Raw genomic sequence first — 21,036 nt, 5'->3', positions numbered from 1 at the left:
TCACATGCACAGGGTGTGGAACAAAGTGATCCGCAACCTACGTCACCGTGCGGCCATCGCGCCCAATCCGGTAGCTCGGACGAGCGACTTGACACAAAGAGTCCCGAAAATCGCCCCAGGTTGTTCAGCACAACGTCACCGCCAGCCGTGCCGTGGCGCTCGCGCCGACCAGCCGGGCCGCGGTGTCGCGCGGAACCGCGAGCACGACCAGCGCCCCGCTCTCCCCGGCCGCGTCGGCCGGCTCGGGCAGCTTCGTCACGCGCACCCCGCGAGCGATCACCCGGGCCTCCCCGCCCGCCGCGGGGTCCCCGGCCGCGATGACGTCCACCCGGTCACCGGGGCGCAGCAGCCGGACGGTGGCCGCGTCGGCGATGCGGACCGGTGCGGTCACCATGTCCACGGGCGGGGCATGCCGTCGTACCGGCTGAGAGGCAGGGTGTCCGCGGGTCCGCTCGGCGCGCAGGGGGTCGGTGGCGGCACGCGGTCCCGCCGCGACGAGCGCCGCCGCCGTGATCGCCAGGCCGGCCGCGAGAGCCCGCCTGCGGTGGCGCAGCAGCCGGTGCAGCTGATAGCGCCCGCCGCGTACCCGCACCGGCTCGAACTGCGGGACCTCGCAGGTTGCAGGGGCGTCCGTGCCCAGCGGGCGCGGGATGTGAAGGGGAGGGGGGAAGACAGGGGACAGAGACGGGGGAACGGACATGGAGATCACCACCGGCGACGAGGAATCGGCTTGCGAGACCACGATGAGGTCTCGCGCCGAAACGCGTCGGAGCCGGTGGGCTACCGACCGGTTGTGGACAACTCGGCCACTCGAACGAGGAGTTCCGCCCGTATCCCCCCTGTGGAAACCGCCCCTGCGTTACGGCAGCTGGAACCCCGGGTCCATGCCGCCGAGCGCGTTCGTGCACAGGCAGTCCCGTGCCGTGTTCTCCGGCAGGGCCGCCACCGCGTCGAACAGCACACCCCGCAGTCGGTCCACATTGGCCGCGAACACCTTCAGAACCTCGTCGTGCGAGACGCCCTCACCGGTCTCGGCGCCCGCGTCCAGGTCCGTGACCAGCGTCAACGACGAGTAGCAGAGCTCCAGTTCACGGGCGAGCGCGGCCTCGGGGTGGCCGGTCATGCCCACCACCGACCAGCCCTGCGCCTGGTGCCACAGCGATTCGGCGCGGGTCGAGAAGCGCGGCCCCTCGATCACCACCAGCGTGCCCCCGTCCACCGGCTCCCAGTCCCGGCCGCGGGCCGCCTTCAGCGCGGCCGCCCGCCCGGTGGGGCAGTAGGGGTCGGCCAGGGAGACGTGCACCACGTTCGGCACGGTGCCGTCGGGCAGCGGCAGCCCGTCGAAGTAGGACTGCGCCCGGGACTTCGTGCGGTCCACCAGCTGGTCCGGCACGAGCAGCGTGCCCGGACCGTACTCGGGGCGCAGGCCGCCCACCGCGCACGGGCCGAGCACCTGGCGCACGCCGACGGAGCGCAGCGCCCAGAGGTTGGCCCGGTAGTTGATGCGGTGCGGCGGCAGGTGGTGGCCGCGTCCGTGCCGGGGCAGGAAGGCCACCCGGCGGCCGGCGATCTCGCCGAGGAAGAGAGAGTCGCTGGGCGGCCCGTAGGGCGTCTCGACCTGGATCTCGGTCACGTCGTCGAGGAACGAGTAGAAGCCGGAACCGCCGATTACGCCGATCTCTGCGTTCACCATGCGCAGCACACTAGCTGGCCGACCGAGCGGGCAGGAGCCGGTGTCCGGGAACGCCTCGGACCCCGCCGTCGTCCGACGGCGGGGTCCGAGGGGTGAGGTCTCAGGCGGCGGAGCTGCTGGCCGAGCCCGACGAGGAAGACGTCGAGCCGGACGAGGAGGACGACGTCGAGGACGAGGACTTCGAGTCGGACGTCTTCGAGTCGGACGACGCGCTCGACGAGGTGGAGCCGGACGACTTCGACGCGGGGCTGCTGCTCGACGAGGAGCCGCGGCTGTCATTGCGGTAGAAGCCCGAGCCCTTGAAGACAATGCCGACCGCGGAGAACACCTTCTTCAGGCGGCCACCGCAGTTGGGGCACTCGGTCAGGGCGTCGTCGGTGAACTTCTGCACCGCCTCGAGGCCCTCGCCGCACTCGGTGCACTGGTACTGGTAGGTCGGCACTGTCTTCCTCCTGGCACTCTCACTCGATGAGTGCTAACGACGGTCCATAGTGACGTATTCCTGAGGATCAGTCCACCGTCACCGGCACGCGGTGACCGACGCCACGTGCGACGGTACGGTTCCGGGGCCGGGTGACCAGCCGTGAACGCAGGGCGAGAAGGGTCACCAGGGCCAGTACGGTGCCGGCCATCGGCACCAGGAACCCGGCACCGCCCCACAGGCGGTCCTCCAGTTGTCCGGCGACCGTGACAGCGGCCGCCTGGCCGAGCGCCACCGCGCCGGTCAGCCAGGTGAACGCCTCGGTGCGGGCGCCGGCCGGGACCAGACCGTCGACCAGCGTGTATCCGGTGATCAGGGCGGGTGCGATGCACATGCCGACCAGCAGGCCGAGACCGGCCAGGACGAGCACCGAGTGGGACGTCCACAGTGCCGACGCGGTCAGCGCGAGCGCCGTGTAGCCGACGACCAGGCGCCGGTGCGGGGCGGCCTTCCAGGCGAGTGCGCCGCAGACGATGCCGGAGAGCATGTTCCCCGCGGCGAAGGTGCCGTACAGGACGCCGTTCAGGCCGGGCTCGCCGATCGACTCGGTGAACGCCGCGAGGGAGACCTGCATGCCGCCGAAGACGGACCCGATGCCCAGGAACGCCACGACCAGCACGCGCACGCCCGGGACGCCGAGCGCCGAGGTGTGTCGCACGCGCGCGTGGCCGGTGCCGGTCACCTGGGGCTGGGTGCTCTTGCGCGCGGCGAACAGCAGGCCGCCGGCCAGGGTGAGCGCGGCCTCCGTGACCAGGCCGGCGGCCGGGGCCACGGTGGTGCACAGGGCGGTCGCGAGCAGCGGGCCGAACACGAAGGTGAGCTCGTCGGTGACGGACTCGAAGGCGGCCGCGGTGGACATCAGAGGGGAGTCCTGGAGCTTGGCGCCCCAGCGGGCGCGGACCATGGGGCCGACCTGCGGTACCGAGGCACCGGTCGGCACGGCCGCCGCGAACAGTGCCCACAGGGGCGCGTGCGCCAGCGCGAGCGCCGTCAGGGCGAGGCCCGACAGTGTGTGCACGAGCACGCCGGGGACCAGCACCGCCCGCTGACCGTAGCGGTCGGCCAGACGGCCGCTGTACGGCGCGAACAGCGCCATGGAGACGCCGGTGACGGCCGCGGCTGCACCCGCGGCGCCGTAGGAGCCGGTGGTGTGCTGCACGAGCAGCACGATGGAGATGGTGAGCATGGCGAACGGCTGGCGCGCCGCGAAACCGGGGAGCAGGAACGTCCAGGCGCCGCGGGTGCGCAGCAGCTGTCCGTATCCCGGGCGGGACGGCGACGCCGAGTCCTGCGACGGCTCGGTGGTGACCGTGGATGCCACGGCCCGTGCCTTTCTGCCGCCTGGTAGCGCGCCCGTGCGGGGGCGCCGAGAGCTGTCCTCTTGCGCGGAACTGCGGTAGATACCGGCATCCACTGCGAAGAGCGTTCCGGCCGCCATACGGTCGCGCCAGCTCTGCGTCAGGCAGAGTTGGTTCGATCAGGGTGCTTTCATCGTACAGGGGTGAAAGCGCGGTACGCCTGTGAAAACCAGCACCGTGAGGCCTGTTCACCTGGGTTTGGTGGGGGCGTGAACTATCCGAAACGCGCCCTTAACGTGCGCTCGGCGCGCCGCCCGACCCCGACCCCGCGCCCGCCGTCCCGTTCGTGCCCAGCCAGCCCGCCAGCTTGCCGCCGTGGCCGACCGCGCGCAGTCGCCGTTCCGCGGCGTCGCGTACCGGGTCGGTGGCGACCACGAGGAGCTCGTCCCCGCGCCGCAGCACCGTCGCCGGCAACGGAACAAACGATTTTCCTTCGCGGACGACCAGGGTGACGGCGGCTCCGGCGGGCAGTCGCAGCTCGTTGATCTCCACACCGTGCATCAGGGAGCCCTCGGGGATCGAGACGGACAGCAGATGCCCGCGCAGCCGCTCCAGGGGCGCGGACTCGATGCCGAGGTCGGCGGCCTCCGGCCCCTCGCCGAGCCGTAGCTTGCCGGCCAGCCAGGGCAGCGTCGGCCCCTGGACGAGGGTGTAGACGACGACCAGGACGAAGACGATGTTGAAGATCCGGTGGCTGGTGTCGACGCCGTTCACCATGGGGATCGTCGCCAGGATGATGGGCACGGCGCCGCGCAGCCCGGCCCAGGACATCAGCGTCTGCTCCCGCCAGGGCACGCGGAACGGCGCGAGGCTGACGATCACGCTCAGCGGCCGCGCCACCATGGTGAGCGCGAGACCGATGACCAGGGCGGGCCAGATGTCGTCGCCGAGCTCGTGCGGGGTGACCAGCAGGCCGAGCAGGACGAACATGCCGATCTGGGCGATCCAGCCGAGCCCCTCGGCGAAACCGCGGGTGGCGGGCCAGTGCGGCAGCTTGGCGTTGCCGAGCACCATGGAGGCCAGGTAGACCGCGAGGAAGCCGCTGCCGTGCGCCAGCGCGCCGGCCGCGTACGCGGTGACCGCGATGGCCATCACGGCGATCGGGTAGAGGCCGGAGGCGGGCAGGGCGACGTGCCTGAGGCCCCAGGAGCCGAGCCAGCCGACGGCGAGGCCTATGCCCGCGCCGATGGCCAGCTCCATGGCTATCTCGCCCACCAGGACGTACCAGTGTTCGACCGGACCCGCGGTCGACAGGGCGACGACCAGGATGACCACCGGGGCGTCGTTGAAGCCGGACTCCGCCTCCAGGGTGCCCGTCACGCGCGCGGGCAGCGGGATGCGCCGGAGCACCGAGAAGACCGCCGCCGCGTCCGTCGAGGACACCACCGCCCCGATGATGAGCGCCTGCCGCCATTCCAGTCCGACCAGGTAGTGCGCGCCCGCGGCGGTGACGCCGACGCTCACCCCGACCCCGGCCAGGGCCAGCATGGAGGCGGAGGCGAGGACTGGTTCGACCTCCTTCCACTTCGTGCCGAGACCGCCCTCGGCCAGGATCACGACCAGGGCGGCGTAGCCGATGACCTGGGTCAGTTCGGCGTTGTCGAAGTGGATGTCGCCGATGCCGTCCTGGCCCATGAGGACGCCGATCCCCAGGTACACGAGCAGGCTGGGGAGCCCGCTGCGCGAGGAGATCCGGACGGCCGCGACGGCGACCAGCAGGACCACGGAGCAGACGAGCAGGAGCTGGTTGAGGTGGTGGACGGTCAGCGGCGGTTCCCTTCGTTGGCTCGCGCGCGGGCGGCGCGGAAGCTCACGTACACAGGACCGAGAGTGCGGTACTCCGCACCCAAGTACTTCGTTACCTTACCTAACTCTTGACGCTTTCTTGACGCTTCCCGAGGCAAGATCGAACGCCCGTGCCCGCCGGTTCCCCACTCCGCGTCAAGTGGCGTGAGGCCCTGCGCCTATGGTTGCTCCAGCGCTCAGTCAAATGCACATGCCCGCCTGCCGCTCGCGTTAGGACAGCAAGGACAGCGATGCCCCCCAACACCACCGCCACAACGGGTGACAAGCCTGGCAAGTCCGGCAGGAAGAAGGGGCGCAGAGCCCGACTGATCGTGCTCGTGCTCGTCCTGGCCGTCGTCGGTGGCGTCTTCTACGGGGCCTACTGGTCGGTCAGCACGGTGCGCGCGTCCTTCCCGCAGACCAAGGGTTCGATCACGCTCGAAGGCCTCTCCGGGCCCGTGACCGTGAAGCGCGACAGTTACGGGATCCCGCAGATCTACGCCTCGACCGACGAGGACCTGTTCATGGCGCAGGGCTACGTCCAGGCGCAGGACCGGTTCTACGAGATGGACGTGCGCCGCCACATGACCTCCGGGCGCCTGTCGGAGATGTTCGGCAAGGGCCAGGTGAAGAACGACGAGTTCCTGCGCACCATGGGCTGGGACCGGGTGGCGAAGGAGGAGTACGACACCAAGCTGTCGGACTCCACGAAGAAGTACCTCCAGGCCTACTCCAAGGGGGTCAACGCCTACCTCCAGGGCAAGGACGGCAAGGACATCTCCCTGGAGTACGCGGCCCTCGGGTTCGTCAACGACTACAAGCCAGAGCAGTGGACGCCCGTCGACTCGGTGTCCTGGCTGAAGGCGATGGCCTGGGACCTGCGCGGCAACATGGACGACGAGATCGACCGCGCCCTGATGACCAGCCGACTCGGCCCGCAGCAGATCAAGGACCTGTACCCGGACTACCCGTACAGCCGCAACAAGGCGATCGTCCAGGACGGCCAGTACGACGAGCTCACCAAGACGTTCGAACAGAGCGGCTCCACGAGCGGCTCCGGGACCTCGACGGGCACCGGCTCCACCACGACCTCGTCGTCCACCGGTTCGGCGCTCACAAGCCAGCTGGCGAGCCTCTACGACGTCCTGGACGACGTCCCCACGGCCGTCGGCGTGAACGGCCAGGGCATCGGCTCCAACTCCTGGGTCGTCGGCGGCGAGCACACCATCACCGGCAAGCCGCTGCTCGCCAACGACCCGCACCTGTCGGCGTCCCTGCCGTCCGTCTGGTACCAGATGGGTCTGCACTGCACCACGGTCTCCAGCAAGTGCCAGTACGACGTCACCGGCTACACCTTCGCCGGCATGCCCGGCGTGATAATCGGCCACAACGCGGACATCGCCTGGGGCATGACCAACTCCGGGGTCGACGTCACCGACCTCTACCTGGAGAAGCTCTCCGGCGACGGCTACCTGTACAACGGCAGGACCAAGCCCTTCACGACCCGCACGGAGACCATCAAGGTTGCCGGCGGCGCGTCCAAGAAGATCGTCGTACGCCAGACCGCCGACGGCATGCCGCTGCTGTCCGACCGCGACGACGAGCTCGTCGAGGTCGGCAAGAAGGCCACCGTGGACACCGCCGCACCCGACCGCGGCGACGGCTACGGCATCGCCCTGAGATGGACCGCCCTGGACCCGGGCACCACCATGGACGCCGTCTTCGCCCTGGACAAGGCGTCCGACTGGAGCTCCTTCCGGGATGCGGCCGCCCAGTTCGACGTGCCCTCGCAGAACCTGATCTACGCCGACACCAAGAACAACATCGGCTACACGCTGCCCGGCAAGATCCCCACGCGCTCCTCGGGGGACGACGGGTCCATCCCGGCGCCGGGCTGGGACTCCCAGTACAAGTGGACCGGCTTCATCAAGCAGAACGAGCTGCCCTACGAGTACGACCCGAAGCGCGGCTACATCGTCACCGCCAACCAGGCCGTGATCGACAAGGACAAGTACCCCTACACGCTCACCACGGACTGGGGCTACGGCACCCGCAGCCAGCGCATCACCGACCTGATCGAGTCGAAGATCAAGGACGGCGGCAAGATCTCCACCGACGACATGCGCCAGATGCAGATGGACAACAGCAGCGAGATCGCCAAGCTGCTGGTGCCCAAGCTGCTGAAGATCAACCTCGACGACAAGGACGTCCGCGAGGCGCAGAAGCTCCTGGAGGGCTGGGACTACACCCAGGACGCCGACTCCGCGGCCGCGGCCTACTTCAACGCGGTCTGGCGCAACATCCTCAAGCTCGCCTTCGGCAACAAGCTGCCCAAGGAGCTGCGGGTCAAGGGCCAGTGCCTGTGGGTCGACAAGGTCGACAGCACCGGTCCGGTCGACGACGACACCAAGGTGCGCGAGTGCGGCGAGCGCGACGCCGACCAGGCTCAGCCGGACGGCGGCGACCGCTGGTTCGAGGTGGTCCGCAACCTCATGGACAAGCCGAACAGCGACTGGTGGAAGACGCCGGCCGGAGCGGGTGACCGCCCCAAGGCCGACAACATGGACCAGTTGTTCAGGCGCGCCATGATCGACGCCCGCTGGGAGCTGACCGCCAAGCTCGGCAAGGACATCGACACCTGGAGCTGGGGCCGGCTGCACCGCCTGTTCCTGAAGAACCAGACCCTCGGTACCGACGGCCCGGCCATCGTCCAGTACATCCTCAACCGCGGCCCCTGGAAGCTCAGCGGCGGCGAGGCCACGGTCAACGCGACCGGCTGGAACGCCGCGGGCGGCTACGGCGTCGTCTGGGTCCCCTCCATGCGGATGGTCGTCAACCTCGACGACCTCGACAAATCCAAGTGGATCAACCTCACCGGAGCCTCCGGCCACGCCTTCAGCGCCCACTACACCGACCAGACGGGCAAGTGGGCCGACGGCGAACTGCTCTCGTGGTCGTTCTCGGACAAGGCGGTCGACAAGAGCACCAGCGACACGCTCGTCCTCAAGCCCTGAGACCGCCGGGCACCCGCCGCTGAAACGGCCCTCCACGCACGCGTGGAGGGCCGTTTCGCAGGAGAGCGGCTCAGAGGCTCGCGAACCGGCGTACGCCCGACGGTGTCACCACCGCCCGCACCGGCCGGTCGTGCCCCTCGGTGGGCACCCGCTCGACGACCTCCGTGTCGTACAGCAGCACCACGAGCGCCGGGAGTGCGCCCGCACGTTCCAGACGCGCCAGCACCCGGTCGTACGACCCCCCGCCGCGCCCCAGGCGCATCCCGCGCGCGTCCACCGCGAGCCCCGGCAGCAGCACGACGTCCGCGCCGAGCACGGCGTCCGGCCCGAGGCGTTCCCCGGAGGGCTCGAACAGCGCCATCTTCCCGCCGTGTTGGACGCGGGCGAGGGAGCCCTCCCCGCCGTACGCGCCCCAGTCCAGGTCCTGGTCCGGCAGGAGCGCGGGGAGCAGCACGCGTACGCCCCGCGCGAGCAGCGCGTCCAGCAGCGTGAGCGTGCCGGGCTCGCTCTCGACGGAGACGTACGCCGCCACCGTGCGCGCACGCACCAGCTCGGGCAGCTTCAGCGCGTGTTCGGCCAGCGCGTCGGCCGCCTCCCTGACGACATCGGTCGTCAACCTGTTCCTCACCCCGAGGATTTCTCGGCGCAACATTCGCTTGTCACTCTCGGCCTCAGGTCCACCGTGCTCCACAGGTCGTTCCCGCACCCTTCCCAATCCGCTCATATGAGTGCCAATTAACCGGAGCCTCAGATTCTCCGCAAAGGCACCGGATAAGGTTGCGGACATGACTCAGTCGCACCCCAGGATCAGCAAGGCTGTCATTCCCGCGGCCGGCCTCGGCACCCGGTTCCTGCCGGCCACCAAGGCCACTCCCAAGGAGATGCTGCCGGTCGTCGACAAGCCGGCGATCCAGTACGTGGTCGAGGAGGCCGTGTCGGCGGGGCTCGACGACGTCCTCATGATCACCGGACGCAACAAGCGTCCCCTGGAAGACCACTTCGACCGCAACTACGAGCTGGAATCGGCGCTCCAGAAGAAGGGCGACGCCGGCCGGCTCGCCAAGGTGCAGGAGTCCAGCGACCTGGCCACGATGCACTACGTGCGCCAGGGCGACCCCAGGGGCCTCGGCCACGCCGTGCTGTGCGCGGCCCCGCACGTGGGCCACGAGCCCTTCGCCGTCCTGCTCGGCGACGACCTGATCGACCCGCGCGACCCGTTGCTCCAGCGCATGATCGAGGTCCAGGAGCAGCACGGCGGCAGCGTGATCGCGCTCATGGAGGTCGACCCCGAGCAGATCCACCTCTACGGCTGCGCGGCCGTGGACACCACCGCCGACGCCGACGTCGTCAAGGTGACCGGCCTGGTCGAGAAGCCGGACCCGGCGGACGCCCCGTCCAGCTACGCGGTGATCGGCCGCTACGTCCTCGACCCGCACGTCTTCGACATACTGCGGCGCACCGAGCCGGGCCGCGGCGGCGAGATCCAGCTCACCGACGCCCTCCAGCAACTCGCCCAGGACGAAAAGGTCGGCGGCCCCGTGCACGGCGTCGTCTTCAAGGGCCGCCGCTATGACACCGGCGACCGCGGCGACTATCTGCGTGCCATTGTCCGGCTCGCGTGCGAACGTGAGGACCTGGGCCCGGACTTCCGGACCTGGCTTCGCAGTTACGTAGCCGAGGAGATGCAGCAGAGTTGAGCAACGCCGCGACCCGCACCGCCGGCCCGGACCACCTGTGGTCGGTGGACGAGCACCTGGAGGACATCCTCACCACCGTCCGCCCCCTGGAACCCATCGAGCTGCAACTGCTCGACGCCCAGGGCTGCGTGCTGGTCGACGACGTCACGGTGCCGCTCTCACTGCCGCCGTTCGACAACAGCTCCATGGACGGGTACGCGGTACGGGTCGCGGATGTGGCGGGCGCGAGCGAGGAGTTCCCGGCCGTCCTGGAGGTCGTCGGGGACGTCGCGGCCGGCGCGGCCGAGCTGACCCCCGTGGGTCCCGGCCAGGCGGCCCGCATCATGACCGGCGCCCCGCTGCCGCCCGGCGCCGAGGCCGTCGTCCCCGTGGAGTGGACCGACGGCGGACTCGGCGAGGGACCGGTCGCCGGGATGCGGGCCCGCAGCCTTACGCCCGAGGGCGCCGAGGGGCACGTGCGCGTGCACCGGCCGGCCGAGGCACGCGCGCACGTCCGCGCGCGGGGCAGTGACGTCAAGGCCGGCGATCTCGCCCTGGAGGCCGGCACCGTCCTCGGCCCGCCGCAGATCGCACTGCTCGCCGCGATCGGCCGCGGCACGGCACGCGTACGCCCGCGCCCGCGCGTCGTCGTCGTGTCCACCGGCAGCGAACTCGTCCAGCCCGGCGAGGCACTCGGCAGCGGCCAGATCTACGACTCCAACAGCTTCGCCCTCACCGCCGCCGCCCGGGACGCGGGCGCCATCGCCTACCGGGTGGGTGCCGTCGTCGACGACGCCGAGACGCTGCGCGCCACCATCGAGGACCAGCTCGTCCGCGCCGACCTGCTGGTCACCACCGGCGGGGTCAGCGTGGGGGCGTACGACGTCGTCAAGGAGGCGCTGGCGCACGTCGGCGACGAGGACGAGCCGGGCAGCGGCATCGACTTCCGCAAGCTCGCCATGCAGCCCGGCAAGCCCCAGGGCTTCGGCGCGATCGGCCCCGACCACACGCCCCTGCTGGCGCTTCCGGGCAACCCCGTGTCCTCGTACGTCTCCTTCGAGCTGTTCGTCCGCCCCGCCATCCGCACCCTGATGGGCCTCGAGGACGTGCACCGGCCCCGCACCACGGCGACCCTCAGGGCGGACAAGGCGCTGAGCTCGCCCAAGGGGCGCAGGCAGTTCCTGCGCGGGGCGTACGCCGACGGCGAGGTGACCGCCGTGGGCGGCGCCGGTTCGCACCTGGTCGCGGCCCTGGCCCACGCCGACGCGCTGATCGTCGTACCCGAGGACGCCGAGTCCGTCGAGCCCGGCACGGACGTCGAGGTCGTCCTGCTCGGCCAGGAAGCCGTCCCGCTCGGCTAGCAGGCCGTCCTGCCCGGCCAAGGGGCGCCCGCCGGACGTCCGCCGCGCGCGAGTACCCGTCCGCCATGCGCGCGTACCCGTCCGCCGGGCGGGTCCTGCCCGCTGGTCCGTGCCGCCTTGGCGGTACCGTGTCGCGCACAGCAGGCCCGAGCGCCGCACCGCGACGGGCCAGGACCGGGAGCGCCACACAGCATGACTGAGCCCTTCCGGGGGGACACCCCCGGACCCTCCGTGCCAGACCGACTGACGCACATCGACGACGCGGGCGCCGCCCGCATGGTCGACGTGTCCGGCAAGGACGTGACCGCGCGCACCGCCCGCGCGAGCGGACGCGTCCTCGTCTCGCCCCGCGTGGTCGAGCTGCTGCGCGGCGAGGGCGTTCCGAAGGGCGACGCCCTCGCCACCGCCCGCATCGCCGGGATCATGGGCGCCAAACGCACCCCGGACCTGATCCCGCTGTGTCACCCCTTGGCCCTGTCCGGTGTGAAACTGGATCTGTCGGTCGCGGACGACGCGGTGGAGATCCTGGCCACGGTGCGGACGACGGACCGCACGGGTGTCGAGATGGAGGCCCTCACGGCGGTCTCCGTCGCGGCGCTCACCGTGATCGACATGGTCAAGGCGGTCGACAAGGGAGCGATCATCACGGACGTACGCGTGGAGGAGAAGACGGGCGGAAAGTCGGGCGACTGGAGTCGGGCATGAGCGCCGGGCCGTCCGCCGGCGGTGCGCCGCGCGCGCCCTACCGCGCGCTGGTCGTGACCGCGTCCAACCGTGCCGCCGCCGGTGTCTACGAGGACCGGGGCGGCCCGCTGGTCGCGGCGGGCCTGGCGGGCTTCGGGTTCAGCGTGGACGGGCCGCGGGTGGTGCCCGACGGGGAACCCGTGGCGGCCGCGCTGCGCGCGGGGGTCGAGGCCGGGTACGACGTCGTCGTCACCACCGGCGGCACCGGTGTCTCGCCCACCGACCGCACGCCCGAGGCGACCCGCGCGGTGCTCGACTACGAGGTACCGGGCATCGCCGAGGCCGTCCGGGCGTTCGGACGGGAGAAGGTGCCCACCGCCGCGCTCTCCCGGGGCCTGGCCGGAGTGGCGGGCCGGACGCTGATCGTCAACCTTCCGGGGTCCACCGGCGGGGTGCGGGACGGCCTGGCCGTCCTGGAACCGCTGCTGGCGCATGCCGTCGACCAGATCCGCGGCGGCGACCATCCCAGACCCAGCAGTGGGGGTGCGAGCTGAACAGCCTGTCCTGGCCCGTCGTGCTGGTGGACGGCGACGTCGTCCTCCGGCCCATAAGGGTGCGCGACCAGCGGGCCTGGCGCGAGGTCAACCGGCGCAACCGCGACTGGCTGCGCCCGTGGGAGGCGACCATCCCGCCGCCCACGCCCAGCGGCCCGATCGCGCACCGGCCGACCTACCGGCAGATGGTCCGCCATCTGCGCTCCGAGGCGAACGCGGGCCGGATGCTGCCGTTCGTCATCGAGTACCAGGGGCGCCTGGTGGGGCAGTTGACCGTCGCCGGGATCACCTGGGGGTCGATGTGCTCGGGGCACGTCGGCTACTGGGTGGACCAGTCGGTGGCCGGCCGCGGGGTGATGCCGACGGCCGTCGCGCTCGTGGTGGACCACTGTTTCCGCACCGTTGGTCTGCACCGCATCGAGGTCTGCATTCGCCCGGAGAACCGGCCCAGCCGCCGGGTCGTGGAGAAACTCGGATTCCGTGAGGAGGGGCTGCGGCCGCGTTATCTCCACATCGACGGCGCCTGGCGCGACCACCTCGTCTTCGCCCTCACCGCGGAAGAGGTGCCCGAGGGGCTGCTCGGCCGCTGGCAACGGGCACGCTCCCAGAGCGCGTCCGCGAAGGCGCCGGGGCCGACGGGCTCACCGAACGCGCCCTGGAAACCGCAGAACACACCAGGGAATCCCGGCTAGCCGAACAAATTGAATGCTTGTTCGAAATTGATCGGTTACTGACCGTCTCAGGGCATTGAATTCACGGCTCCGGTGGCCTGCTGATCGCATCGGTCACAAAAAAAGCTCGAAATATCAGCCAGATCGTGCGACACACCGGCGCAATTGGCAGATGGCCCCACGCAAACCCCTCTACCGTGTGAGGCGTGAGCAGCAGCGGCCTCATCTACGCAGTCATTGTCGGGGCCTGGGCCGCCTACTTGGTGCCGATGTGGCTCCGTAGGCAGGACGAGCTGAACGAGGCCCGTCCGACGGAACGCTTCAGCACCGCCATCCGGCTGCTGTCCGGACGGGCGGGGATGGAGCGTCGGTACGCCAGGGACCTGCGGGCGCGCTCCGCCTCGGAGGGGGAGCAGGACGCCGGTGATCCGGACACCGCCACCGACTCGGTGGACGTCCGGGCCTTCGCCATGCCTCCGACCCGCCGTCAGGTCCGGGCAGACGTCCGGGCGGAGAGGGAGCCGGAGGCGCCCGGGCGTCAGGAACCGGCGCGCGACCAGACGGTCGCGCCGGCGGCCAAGTCCCCGTCCGCGCCGCCCCGTCAGGCGGGCGTCGCATCGGCTCCGGCATCCGCCCCCGTATCCACCTCCACTCCCGCGCCCAAGTCGGGCTCGGCACCCGCCCGCAAGCAGGTGCCGGCCGCACGGCGCGCGCCCTCCGGGCAGGCGGCCGCGGAACGCGCCCGGCGCTTGAAGGCGCTCGCCCGCCGTCGGCGCACCACCGTCATGCTCTTCGCCGCGTTCACGCTTGGCGCGATCGTCGCCGCCGTCGGAGGGCTCGCGTTCCTGTGGGCACCCGGCGTGCCCGCCGTCATGCTCAGCGCCTACATCGCCTACCTGCGCGCGCAGGAGCGCCGGCGCTTCGCCTACCAGATGGACCGGCGTCAGGCCGAGGCCGCCGCGCAGCGGTTGCGGGAGCGCCAGCCGCGCCGCCGCCCGCCCCTCGACCCCGGGGCAGGCGCGGACGAACCGGAGGAAGGACCAGAGACCGGGACCGACCCCGGCCTGTCCGCGCTCGCCGCCGACCGGCGCGCCCTCGTCGAGCAGACCGACCACGCCGAGTGGGTCGACCAGCAGCGCGAGCGGCAGCGGCGGCCCGGGCACGGGGACAGCTGGGACCCGGTGCCGGTGCCCCTGCCGACATACGTGACCGCGCCGGTCGCGCCGCGCGCCACCTCCGACGTGGACCTGGGGGCGCCGGACGCGTGGAGTTCGGCGCGGTCCAGTGCCGTCACACCGGAGCAGGAGACCAAGCCGGCGGCACCGGAGGCCGAGGCGGAGGAGCCGGTGCCCGCCGCCGACGACAAGACGGACGACGGCCGGACCGACGCCCGCCGCGCGGCCTCCGCCCGCCGGGCGCGCGAGCGCGGCCGCACCCCCCTCTTCGACCAGTACGAGGACGGCGACCGCCCGCGCGCGGCCAACGAATGACCTGAGGAAGAGGGGCGGGGCGCCTCGGCACCCCGCTCCTGACCAGTCAGGGAACGGATTTCCAAGCACCCCGACGGGGATGCTAGAGTTTCACTCGTTGCAAGGGCCTGTGGCGCAGTCCGGTAGCGCACCTCGTTCGCATCGAGGGGGCCAGGGGTTCGAATCCCCTCAGGTCCACTGCACCCACTGTTCTTGAGTTCGCTCGGGAGCGGTTGACGAGATCCCGCCGATCTTCTTGATCGGTCGGGATCTTTGTCGTTTCCTGGCTGTGTTCGATGTGATGTCCGAACTTGTCGATCTTTGCGAGGCCGCCGGGGCGGATGGTGACCGTCGGCCGTTGGCAGATCTTCGGCAGCTGTTCCGGAGCCGGGGGCCGCAGCCGTCCCGCCGATATCGCGGGCAGCGGGGCGGGTGGGCGGTGGCTGAGGGGCCACGAGCCGATGAGGTTCTTGGCGTAGGCGACCGAGCGGCGGGGCCGGAACAGGTAGCCATCACCCGCCGCCTGTGCGAGTTCGTCCAGAGCCTGGCCCCAGGCGGCGCGGGCCGCCAGCGGGACGACCCTGCTCGCGCCGGTGTGCAGCAGTGGGCCGCCGGGGCGGGGCCTGGCGGGATTTCGGCCGCGGCCGGCCGCCACCTCGCGTGGCGTCAGACCGCAGCCCGCCCCGAGCCCCAGCAGGGCGAGTCCGTCGGTGCGCTGTTGGCGCGGCAGGTGCGTCGCCCAGTGCCGCAGTCCCGCCAACTCGGCCCAGGTGTAGGGCTGGTGGGGGTTGATGGGAGCATGCAGCCGGGCCGGTGCCGCCTCGCCGCGTTCGCTGAAAGCCAGTGCGTCGCATATCCGCAGCAGGCACGTCCGGTAGGTGCGGACGGTGGATGCGGACGGTGGATGCGGACGGTGGATGCCTCGATGCCGGCGGCGAGCGATCACTGCGCTCAACGACGTCTGCGTGCAGAACGAGTGGCCGCCCCTGCTGTGGACCCGCGAACGCGACTACCACTTCTGCGCAGACGAAGGCGAACTGGAGAACCGGGAACGAGCCTGGATCATCAGCGAGAGACTCACCCGGCTCCGCCGCATGCTCACCGGCGCCCTCGGCCCCCACCTCCAGCTGTTCCCCGACAGCACCTGGACCGAATACCGCACCGCCCCAGGTACGGGCGATCGAATCCAACCTGGAGACGGCCTCCAGGCCCTGGGCGCACTGAACGCCCGTCACCAGCCGGCGAGGGTTGCCTGGGCCGCGGTAATCGGCGGCCACTCGCGCATGCCCGGCCGCAGTCTCGTCGTACCTGACAGCACGTCACTCCACGCGTCGTACGAGGGGAGTCCCGATGTCGTCCTTGAAGACGACTTCCGTGAAGGCGTTGTCCGCCGAACTGGCCGCGCTGCGGCCCCGCATGGACGCAGTCAGCCTGTCCATCCACACGCACCCCGAGCTGAAGTTCGCCGAGTTCCACGCCCAGCAGGTGCTGACCCGCTGGCTGGCCGAGGCGGGCTTCACGGTGACCGCACCCGTGGGTGGCCTCGACACCGCCTTCGTGGCCGTGCACGAGGGCGGCCGCCCGGGGCCCTGCGTCGCCGTCCTCGCGGAATACGACGCACTGCCCGGCGTCGGGCACGGTTGCGGCCACAACCTCATCGCGGCCGGAGGGGTGGCCGCGGCCATCGCCGTCGTAGGGGCGCTGCCCGAGCACCCGGGCACGGTGGCCGTGATCGGCACCCCCGGTGAGGAGATGGGCGGTGCGGGCAAGGTGCGGCTGGCCGACGCCGGGGTCTTCGACCGGGTGGAGGCGGCGCTGATGTTCCACCCGGGGGACCGCTGGCTGAGCGGCCGGCCCGGACTCGCGGCGGCGCACCTGCGGGTCGCGTTCACCGGGGTCGGCGCGCACGCCTCGGTGTCGCCGTGGCAGGGGCGCAGCGCGCTGGCCGCCGCCCAGCTGTTTCTCAACGCCCTCGATTCGATGCGGCAGTTCGTCCCGCCGAGCGCCCGGCTGCACGGCATCGTCGTCGACGGCGGTCAAGCGCCCAACGTGGTCCCCGCGCAGGCCGCGGTCGACCTGTACGTACGGGACCGTACCGCCGCGTCTGCCGCGGCGCTGGTGGAGCGGGTACGGGCCGCCGCGGCGGGGGCCGCGCTCGCCACGCAGACGCAGGCGGAGGTCTCCGAGACCGGGCCGCTGTATGCGGAGCGACGCAACAACGCCGTTCTCGCGGAGCGGTTCGGGGAGACGGTGCGCGCGCTCGGCGCAGACATAGGCCCCTACGACCCCGACGGCCCCGCCGGGTCCTCCGACATCGGTAACCTCTCGCAGCTGATGCCGGTCATCCACCCCTACGTTCAGATCGCCGACGCCGGTACGCCCGCACACTCCGAGGCCATGCGGGAAGCCGCAGCGACGCCGCTGGCTCACGACCGCACGCAGGTCGCGGCGACCGGGCTCGCCGAGGTGGTCGCCGCACTGCTCACGGTGCCGGAGCTGCTGGCGGCTGCGCGGGCCGAGTTCGAGGGGGCGGCGGGGTGAGAGCGCCGTACACTCCCGCTCATGTCGGTCGTGATCGTCCTGGAAGGTGCCGCCTCCGACCGGTTCACGGTCACCGTGTACCCGCCCGCCGAGCTGGCCGCGAGCCTGCATGTGCTGACCGGACACGGCCACCACACCGAGCACGCGGCCTGGGCCGAGCGGACCACCGCCGCCGGGCCGGCCGCCTTCCGGGCCGGCCTCGTACGGTTCGCCCCGCTGTGGACGGCGCTGCGCTGGCGGGGGTTCTACCCCGGGCTCCGGACGCCCCTGGCGGAACTCACGGTGGACCGGTTCGCCGAACTCACCGCGTACACCTGCGCCAGCGGCTACCGCGCCTTCGACTTCGGCCGGGTGCTCCACGACCCGGCGCAGGCGCGTGCGCTGCGCCAGACCGCGTCCGGACTGCCGGATCCGCACTCCGCCCTCGCCGAGGACCTGCTACGCGACCCGGAGTCCCTGCGCGCCGACGTGCTCGACTTCCTCGACCTGTGCCGCCGCGTCTACTTCGACGAGCTGTGGGCGCGCACCGAGCCCGTCCTGTCCCGGGCCGCCCACCGGGTGCGCCGACGACTCGCGGACGAGGGGCCCATGGCGGCGCTGCTCTCGCTCAGCTTGTCCAGCGACCGTCTGGACAGCCCCGCGCGGGTCGTCTTCGACAAGGTGCACCACGCGGTGATCAACCCCGCCCGTACACCCCTGCTGCTGATCCCCACCCGGTACGGCGCCCCGCACCTGCTGGTGAAGGACGAGCCGGGACTGCCCCCCGTCGTGCACTTTCCCGTCGACGTCCCGGAGATCGGTGTCACCCTGGCGCGCAGCCGCATGCTGGCGCTCACCGATCCGCGTCGGGTACGCCTGTGCCGCCTCATCGCACGCCAGGCGATGACCACCACCGACCTGGCGGACCGGCTGTCGATGACCCGCCCGCAGGTCGCGCGGCATCTGCGCACCCTGCGCGACCTGGGCCTGGTCCAGGTGGAGCGCCATGGTCGCTATGTGCACTACGGGCTCGACCTCACCGCCGTCGAACGCATCGGACGGGACGTGTCGACGGCCCTGCAGTACTGAGCAAGACCAAGGGGCGGTCCGCGTGACAGGCCGATATCCGGTCGTCTGCCACCGCGAGCTGCGCCCTCGGTGGCGGTGGAGCGCGTGGCGCGAGCGGCGCCATCCGCTGATCGCCGGGCGCGGTGAGGTTCTCGTGTACGTCGTCGAGGGGGCGTTCACGACCGAGCCGGCCGATCCCGCGCGGTGCACCGCCGTGACCCTGGTCGATGTCCGCCCCGAGCATGTGTCCGCCTGCTGGGAGCTGACGGCGTCGGGCAGGGACTGGGACTTCCCCGTCACGGTGACCTTCCGCTGCACGGTCGTCGACCCGGCCGCGGTCGCCCGCAGCCGGCTCACGGGTGGTTCCCCGTGGGACGTGCAGCACGTTCTCGCCCAGGACCCCAGGCCATCGAGGCTGATGCGGGTACACCCCGTGGGCGACGAGGGCGGCCTGCGCCTGGCCCTGACCGCGCTGCTCCAAGCGCGACCGGCCCACCAGGACATCGCAGGGGTGCGGGTCAACCGCGTGGAGGTGAGTGTGGGACCGGCCCGAGCCCGGGTCGACGACGAGGCGTAAGGCATCGAGGTGACCGCCGCACGTCAGATGCACTCGTGAACACCCCACTGCACGGTGAGACCCCGCGTGATCGTCAAGGCCGTGCGGGGTCCTCGTCGTTCCCGGAGTCCGCCCCCAGGGCCTTGGCGAAGCAGCGGCTCGACTCGTAGTGCCGGTAGTAGCCGAACTTGGTGCACGGTTCGTAGCCGCTGGAGGTGTACAGGGCGATGGCCTCCGGCTGCTTGGTGCCGGTCTCCAGGACCATGCGGAGGCGGCCGGCCACGCGGGCGTCGTCCTCCAGGGCCGTGAGCATACGGCGGGCCAGGCCCCGGCCGCGCATCCCCTCGATGACGAACATGCGCTTGAGCTCGGCGTCGCCGTCCTCGTTGCCCTCGCCGTTGGCGTCCTGGCTGCGCCAGCCGCCGGTGGCCACGGGGCGGTCGGACTCGTCGTACGCGATCAGGTAGACGCCGTTCGGCGGTTCGAAGTCGGCCGTGTCGAGGACGGTGGCGTCGCCGCCGTCGCCGTAGCGCAGCTGGTACTCGGCCTGGACCTCGTTGTTCAGCTTGACGGCGTCGGGGTGGTCGAAGGCAACCGTGCGTATATTCATGTGAGACATCGTATATTCATGTAGGCGGTGAACGCGGTGTACATCCGGACTCCGTCCAGTGTGCCGGTATCGTTCCCGCGTGCTGACTGTGACCTCGGTGAATGTGAACGGGCTTCGGGCCGCCTCCAAGAAGGGCTTCGTGGAGTGGCTCGCGGAGACCTCCGCGGACGTGCTCTGCCTGCAGGAGGTGCGCGCGGAGCCGCAGCAGCTCCCGGAGGAGGTGCGCGCGCCCGGCGGCTGGCATGTGGTGCACGCCCCGGCGGCCGCCAAGGGGCGCGCGGGCGTCTCCCTGTACACCCGGCGTGAGCCGGACCGTGTGCGCATCGGCTTCGGGTCGGACGAGTTCGACGCGAGCGGGCGCTATGTCGAGGCCGACCTGCCCGGTGTGACCGTCGCCTCCCTCTATCTCCCCTCCGGGGAGGTGGGCACCGAGCGGCAGGACGAGAAGTACCGGTTCATGGGCGAGTTCCTGGCCCATCTGAAGGAACTGCGCGAGCGGGCCGCCGCCGACGGGCGCGAGGTCGTCGTCTGCGGCGACTGGAACATCGCCCACCAGCAGGCCGACCTGAAGAACTGGCGCGGCAACACCAAGAACTCCGGTTTCCTCCCGGAGGAGCGGGAGTGGCTCGGCAACGTCCTGGACCCGGCCGACGGCGGCTATGTCGACGTCGTGCGCGCCCTGCATCCGGACGTCGAGGGGCCGTACTCCTGGTGGTCGTACCGGGGGCGGGCTTTCGACAACGATTCAGGGTGGCGCATCGACTACCAGCTGGCCACGCGCGGGCTCGCGGCCAAGGCGGTCAAGGGGTTCGTGGAGCGGGCGGCCACGCATGCCGAGCGGTGGTCCGACCATGCGCCGGTCACCGTCGTGTACGACCTCTGATCCGCGGCCTCTGATCATCCTCTGATCGTCACGGCCGCTTGCGCAGCCGGCGGTCCAGGGCCAGGGACACCTCTGCCTCCACCACGCTCCGGGCCAGGGGGCGCAGGCGTTCCATGTCCTCCTCGGGGCCGTGGCGCAGGACGAGTTCGGCGAAGAGGTCGGCGAGGGCGTCGGCGTGCTCGCGGACGGTGCGGCCGGCCGCCAGGACCTCGGCGAGCGGGAAGCCCTCGCGGACCAGGGCCGAGGAGGCGTCCAGCAGGCGGCGGCTGATGTGGACGATGTCGTCGCCGTCGGTGCCGAGGTAGCCGAGGTCCATGGCGGCGGCGAGGTTCTCCGGGGTGACCTCGCCCTCGAAGCGGGCGGCGAGCTCCTCGGGGGTGAGGCGGACCGGCTCCTCCTCGGTGGGGGCGCCGACGCCGATCAGGTCGGCGACGTTGCGGCCCTGGTCGAGGGCTTCCGCGAGCTCCGCGATGCCGTTCAGGGTGTGGCCGCGTTCCAGGAGCGCCGAGATCGTGTGCAGCCGGGCCAGGTGGTGGTCGTCGTACCAGGCGATACGGCCCTCGCGGCGGGGCGGCGGGATCAGCTTGCGCTCGCGGTAGAAGCGCAGGGTGCGCACGGTGATGCCGGCCAGTCCGGCCAGTTCCTCCATGCGG

At 71.4% G+C, this 21,036-nt stretch carries 19 protein-coding genes and 1 tRNA gene; 12 read left to right on the top strand and 8 right to left on the bottom strand.

Annotated elements, in window-relative coordinates; translation table 11 throughout:
• Nucleotides 1-124 precede the first annotated feature (124 nt).
• The 5 genes from ACFWPS_RS14510 to ACFWPS_RS14490 all read right to left on the bottom strand — a co-directional run bounded on the left by ACFWPS_RS14510 (nucleotide 125) and on the right by ACFWPS_RS14490 (nucleotide 5,299).
• Entirely contained in the window at nucleotides 125-700 is a 576-nt protein-coding gene (locus ACFWPS_RS14510) for an RcpC/CpaB family pilus assembly protein (protein WP_383704713.1), read from the bottom strand.
• Between the two features lie 159 nt (nucleotides 701-859).
• Nucleotides 860-1,693, bottom strand: coding sequence for an S-methyl-5'-thioadenosine phosphorylase (locus ACFWPS_RS14505; protein ID WP_383704710.1), 834 nt, complete (start codon nucleotides 1,691-1,693; stop codon nucleotides 860-862).
• A 100-nt stretch (nucleotides 1,694-1,793) separates the two neighbouring features.
• Nucleotides 1,794-2,135 carry an FmdB family zinc ribbon protein gene (locus ACFWPS_RS14500; RefSeq protein WP_383704708.1) on the bottom strand — a complete coding sequence of 114 codons (342 nt, stop codon included), beginning with the start codon at nucleotides 2,133-2,135 and terminating at the stop codon, nucleotides 1,794-1,796.
• Nucleotides 2,136-2,202: 67 nt separating this feature from the next.
• On the bottom strand, nucleotides 2,203-3,495 hold the full coding sequence (locus ACFWPS_RS14495; protein WP_383704706.1) for an MFS transporter: 1,293 nt from the start codon (nucleotides 3,493-3,495) through the stop codon (nucleotides 2,203-2,205).
• A gap of 268 nt (nucleotides 3,496-3,763) precedes the next feature.
• Nucleotides 3,764-5,299: a potassium/proton antiporter gene (locus tag ACFWPS_RS14490; protein ID WP_383704843.1), complete on the bottom strand. Its 1,536-nt coding sequence runs from the start codon at nucleotides 5,297-5,299 to the stop codon at nucleotides 3,764-3,766.
• A gap of 269 nt (nucleotides 5,300-5,568) precedes the next feature.
• Here ACFWPS_RS14490 and ACFWPS_RS14485 point away from each other — a divergent pair, with 269 nt between their 5' ends.
• The gene (locus ACFWPS_RS14485) at nucleotides 5,569-8,331 is read left to right on the top strand and encodes a penicillin acylase family protein (protein WP_383704704.1); all 2,763 of its coding nucleotides are present in this window, start codon (nucleotides 5,569-5,571) and stop codon (nucleotides 8,329-8,331) included.
• 70 nt (nucleotides 8,332-8,401) lie between these two features.
• On the opposite strand, the gene ACFWPS_RS14480 is transcribed toward ACFWPS_RS14485, so the two are convergent.
• Complete coding sequence (locus ACFWPS_RS14480) at nucleotides 8,402-8,983, bottom strand: 5-formyltetrahydrofolate cyclo-ligase (RefSeq protein WP_383704702.1); 582 nt, start codon at nucleotides 8,981-8,983, stop codon at nucleotides 8,402-8,404.
• Nucleotides 8,984-9,116: 133 nt separating this feature from the next.
• Between ACFWPS_RS14480 and galU the strand changes: the two genes are divergently transcribed.
• The 10 genes from galU to ACFWPS_RS14430 all read left to right on the top strand — a co-directional run bounded on the left by galU (nucleotide 9,117) and on the right by ACFWPS_RS14430 (nucleotide 18,911).
• Nucleotides 9,117-10,028 (top strand): UTP--glucose-1-phosphate uridylyltransferase GalU, encoded by a 912-nt coding sequence (gene galU / locus ACFWPS_RS14475; RefSeq protein WP_383704700.1) that lies wholly within the window; start codon nucleotides 9,117-9,119, stop codon nucleotides 10,026-10,028.
• Nucleotides 10,025-11,368, top strand: coding sequence for a gephyrin-like molybdotransferase Glp (glp, locus tag ACFWPS_RS14470; RefSeq protein WP_383704698.1), 1,344 nt, complete (start codon nucleotides 10,025-10,027; stop codon nucleotides 11,366-11,368). Before galU ends, glp begins: the two co-directional genes overlap by 4 nt.
• A 192-nt stretch (nucleotides 11,369-11,560) precedes the next feature.
• Nucleotides 11,561-12,073, top strand: coding sequence for a cyclic pyranopterin monophosphate synthase MoaC (moaC, locus tag ACFWPS_RS14465; protein WP_383704696.1), 513 nt, complete (start codon nucleotides 11,561-11,563; stop codon nucleotides 12,071-12,073).
• A complete protein-coding gene (locus ACFWPS_RS14460) occupies nucleotides 12,070-12,606 on the top strand; it encodes a molybdenum cofactor biosynthesis protein B (RefSeq protein ID WP_383704694.1) in 537 nt (178 codons plus the stop codon). The genes moaC and ACFWPS_RS14460 overlap by 4 nt, the downstream gene beginning before the upstream one ends.
• Nucleotides 12,607-12,626: 20 nt before the next feature.
• Nucleotides 12,627-13,298, top strand: coding sequence for a GNAT family N-acetyltransferase (locus tag ACFWPS_RS14455; RefSeq protein ID WP_383704692.1), 672 nt, complete (start codon nucleotides 12,627-12,629; stop codon nucleotides 13,296-13,298).
• Nucleotides 13,299-13,483: 185 nt separating this feature from the next.
• Nucleotides 13,484-14,767, top strand: coding sequence for a gephyrin-like molybdotransferase receptor GlpR (gene glpR / locus ACFWPS_RS14450; protein ID WP_383704690.1), 1,284 nt, complete (start codon nucleotides 13,484-13,486; stop codon nucleotides 14,765-14,767).
• A gap of 103 nt (nucleotides 14,768-14,870) precedes the next feature.
• Nucleotides 14,871-14,944, top strand: a tRNA-Ala gene (locus ACFWPS_RS14445).
• A 1,161-nt stretch (nucleotides 14,945-16,105) separates the two neighbouring features.
• Nucleotides 16,106-17,287 (top strand): M20 family metallopeptidase, encoded by a 1,182-nt coding sequence (locus ACFWPS_RS14440; RefSeq protein WP_383704688.1) that lies wholly within the window; start codon nucleotides 16,106-16,108, stop codon nucleotides 17,285-17,287.
• Nucleotides 17,288-17,308: 21 nt separating this feature from the next.
• Entirely contained in the window at nucleotides 17,309-18,355 is a 1,047-nt protein-coding gene (locus ACFWPS_RS14435; protein ID WP_383704686.1) for a DUF5937 family protein, read from the top strand.
• Between the two features lie 22 nt (nucleotides 18,356-18,377).
• A complete protein-coding gene (locus ACFWPS_RS14430; protein WP_383704684.1) occupies nucleotides 18,378-18,911 on the top strand; it encodes a hypothetical protein in 534 nt (177 codons plus the stop codon).
• Nucleotides 18,912-18,984: 73 nt separating this feature from the next.
• Here the strand turns inward: ACFWPS_RS14430 and ACFWPS_RS14425 are convergent, their stop codons facing one another.
• The gene (locus ACFWPS_RS14425; protein WP_383704682.1) at nucleotides 18,985-19,500 is read right to left on the bottom strand and encodes a GNAT family N-acetyltransferase; all 516 of its coding nucleotides are present in this window, start codon (nucleotides 19,498-19,500) and stop codon (nucleotides 18,985-18,987) included.
• Nucleotides 19,501-19,579: 79 nt separating this feature from the next.
• Here ACFWPS_RS14425 and ACFWPS_RS14420 point away from each other — a divergent pair, with 79 nt between their 5' ends.
• Complete coding sequence (locus tag ACFWPS_RS14420) at nucleotides 19,580-20,383, top strand: exodeoxyribonuclease III (protein WP_383704679.1); 804 nt, start codon at nucleotides 19,580-19,582, stop codon at nucleotides 20,381-20,383.
• Between the two features lie 28 nt (nucleotides 20,384-20,411).
• On the opposite strand, the gene ACFWPS_RS14415 is transcribed toward ACFWPS_RS14420, so the two are convergent.
• Nucleotides 20,412-21,032 carry a MerR family transcriptional regulator gene (locus ACFWPS_RS14415; protein WP_383704841.1) on the bottom strand — a complete coding sequence of 207 codons (621 nt, stop codon included), beginning with the start codon at nucleotides 21,030-21,032 and terminating at the stop codon, nucleotides 20,412-20,414.
• Between the last annotated feature and the right edge of the window lie 4 nt (nucleotides 21,033-21,036).

It is taken from the genome of Streptomyces sp. NPDC058457, assembly GCF_042720695.1.
GTDB lineage: Bacteria > Actinomycetota > Actinomycetes > Streptomycetales > Streptomycetaceae > Streptomyces.
The sequence above is the reverse complement of the archived record's forward strand: the minus strand, read 5'-3'. Positions and strand labels throughout refer to the sequence as shown.